This is a genomic window from Staphylococcus petrasii (genome assembly GCF_002902565.1).
Lineage (GTDB): Bacteria > Bacillota > Bacilli > Staphylococcales > Staphylococcaceae > Staphylococcus > Staphylococcus petrasii.
Genome location: NZ_PPRC01000120.1, coordinates 1 through 2,903 on the forward strand (window position 1 = coordinate 1; position 2,903 = coordinate 2,903).

At 28.5% G+C, this 2,903-nt stretch carries 4 protein-coding genes and 1 pseudogene; all 5 read right to left on the bottom strand.

The window, feature by feature from the left end; all coding sequences use genetic code 11:
• Nucleotides 1-113: 113 nt before the first annotated feature.
• Nucleotides 114-1,247: a hypothetical protein gene (locus CD127_RS11750; RefSeq protein ID WP_103366810.1), complete on the bottom strand. Its 1,134-nt coding sequence runs from the start codon at nt 1,245-1,247 to the stop codon at nt 114-116.
• Between the two features lie 176 nt (nt 1,248-1,423).
• The gene (locus CD127_RS11755) at nt 1,424-1,675 is read right to left on the bottom strand and encodes a hypothetical protein (protein WP_103366811.1); all 252 of its coding nucleotides are present in this window, start codon (nt 1,673-1,675) and stop codon (nt 1,424-1,426) included.
• Between the two features lie 5 nt (nt 1,676-1,680).
• The gene (locus tag CD127_RS11760) at nt 1,681-2,253 is read right to left on the bottom strand and encodes a terminase small subunit (protein WP_103366812.1); all 573 of its coding nucleotides are present in this window, start codon (nt 2,251-2,253) and stop codon (nt 1,681-1,683) included.
• Between the two features lie 10 nt (nt 2,254-2,263).
• Nucleotides 2,264-2,593, bottom strand: a complete 330-nt coding sequence (locus CD127_RS11765; RefSeq protein WP_103366813.1) for a sigma factor-like helix-turn-helix DNA-binding protein — start codon at nt 2,591-2,593, stop codon at nt 2,264-2,266.
• Nucleotides 2,590-2,903, bottom strand: a pseudogene (locus CD127_RS11770) (pathogenicity island protein); the annotation flags it as partial. The pseudogene CD127_RS11770 and the gene CD127_RS11765, both read right to left, overlap by 4 nt.

A 2,903-nucleotide genomic window follows, 5' to 3' on the forward strand; every position in this document is an offset into this window, starting at 1 on the left:
ACTTTAAACTCAATAGCACTAAAATAATAATAAATGCTATAAAATATAGAATATTGATATATTTGATTTTCTTATATTTTAATTCTTTAACATTTTTAATATTATAAGATTCTTTAATTAATTGTATTAAGCTTTTGATTCCTGTTTTCATCGTCCTCACTTCCGATTTTTTTCTCTTCAAATTTTTCTTGAAACTTTTCTTTTATTCTTTCAATAACATCAGTATCTGTAGTATCAATAGAAACTTCTATGATGTCTACTAATTTAGGAACCCTAGCTAAAAATGGATTGTTTTCTTTTAAAATATCACTGATTTTATTTATTAGTTCATTTATATTAATTTGATTCACATTATTTAACTGAATGTGCTCAGATCTTGTGGCTAATTCTGGTTTTACGACCATAGTTTTATGATTTTGATTTTCACCCTTTACGTACCATTCATCATAATTCCCTTTGTTGCTTAAATTCTCATAAATCTTTTTAACTTCTTTAACTATAGCTTTCTCTACTTTAGTTTTAAATTTTTTTGTCTCTTTAAAATTTTTTCTTTGTAAATCAGTATCGGCAAATATTTCGACATCTTCAAAACCTGGTGTATCATTAGCACCACTAGGGTCATAAGTATAAGCAAATTCATCTATATTTATTAGTTTATCTAACTCATCAAAAAAATCAGTAGAAGGAAGAGAATCTACTTTAATAGCTGGTTGTCTATATATCTTTAAACCAATTTCTTTGTTAGCTTGATTCCATTTTTTTATATATTCATATAACACAAACCTATATTTATTAAAAAAAGTATTAATCGTTGTCTTATTTATAATCGTATTATTATCTCTCGTTACATACATCATTCCATGTTGTCTAGTGATTACAATTTGAACTGTTTCTGGAACAGATTCATGTTTATCCAATTGTTTGTTTTTAGTATTGTCAATATTATTTTTAATATCTTTAATTTCTCCAAATTTATCTGTTTCAAGAGTAACTATACTATATTCGTTATTGTAAATTTCATAATCTATAAATGTCATTTTACACGTTTCATCAATGTGTGGTAACTCTACATATATATTATGATATTTTTCAGGGATAATTTTTAGAACTTTGAAAAACTCGTCTATAACATTAATTTCAAAGTGGTTTTTTATAACCTTCCCTTTATCATTACGCTCAATATCTTTCATATTTTTATATTTTGGTGTTCTAACTGAATAGACTCTTAGTGTATATGATTTTGACAATTCCCCATAAACCTCTTTCATGTGTAGTTTTTATATTATTATATATTTAGTTGCACAAAATAAAAAGGTAATATCTAAAAAAAGCAACTAATATCGGGGAATGATACTAGTTGCAACTACACACTTACATTATAACTTATGCAAATTGAATAACCTAATATCATACACTTTCCTATTCAATTATTTATAAATATCCTATCATCATTTAACTTCACAGATGGTATTATTCTTCTATCTACACCATTCTTTACTAACATTAAATTAAAGGATAGTATAATGCCTACCCTTTCTGCTGCATGAAGTTCTTTCCATATTTCTACTTCCTTGTCTGTCATTAGATCAGTAATAGTTATAGTAGTATTATCTTTAATACTCATAGCCCTATTGAACATATCATTTACATTAATCTGTTCTATTTTAGAACACATGGTTATCAGTCCTCATCTGGAATATCATTAATAATCACTGTTCTATTAGGGTGCTGTTCATGTATTTCATCTAGTGCTTTCCGTTTTTCTTCTTCCTCATCTTCTGGCCAATCACCAATATTAACAATAACAGGCGTTTCATATGCAAGTTCTTTTTTATCGGTAAATAACTTGTGATACTTACCTAGCATATCTCTAGCACGTAATCTATCACTAGGCTTAATAGGTACTTCTACCATTTCTACATGCTCATTGTACACTAAGTTCATTTTGTCGGTGTCTGGGTTGCGTTGAAACTCCCCACGTTTAACAACAACTTCTCTTACTTCACTCTCATCACCTACTGCTGCATTACTTAAGATATGAAGTAATTCGTTAGCAGATAGTACACCCTCATCAATTACCCTCTTACGTTGCTCATCAATATATTTTGCTACCTTCTTATTTTTAAGTAATCTGCTCCCCTGTTCACTTGCAGTATGAGGACTATAACCAGCTTTAATAGCACTTTGTGTAATGTTCAGTGTCTTTAGGTACTCTGACACAAATTTTTCTTGTCTAGGATTTAATTTACTCATTTTTTACCTCCTATAATTTATCTAATAAACCATTCAATAGTTGACGTATTCTTTCCCTACTTAAATTGAATATCTTTGCAATTTCATTCATTGATTTTCCTTCACATAATAAGAAAAATATGTAGTATTCCCTTCTAGTTCCTACTGCATAAATAAGTTGATCTAGTTCATTAAAGAACACTTGATTACCAGTATTCTCACTTAGTTCAAAAGGTTCGACTTCATCACTCAGTGAAAAGAAATCATCTACATTAGTATCATCATAGCTTACAATATTTGACGCTTTCTCTTTGTGATAGTCCATTATAAACTGTTTAATTGCTTGTTTATCGTACATCATGTAGCAACACTTACTTTATGCTTATAAGCGTATAAATCACGTTGTAGGCGTTCTATGAGGCTATAATCTATCGTTGAACCATTAGATTGCATGTAATACATAATTTCCTTTTGTTCACTAGGTGTATATGATTAATGACTTGTTTTAATTGCTGCATGTTTCTATTCGATTTTGTTTTGAAACGTTTCATTTTTTCTTTTTCACCAATAATATCAATCACTAACTTTTCTAAAGGATAAGAAATAGATACAACGCCATAAACATCATTTGTAGTCATATGTGACATATTTAAGTGATACATCATCTCTAT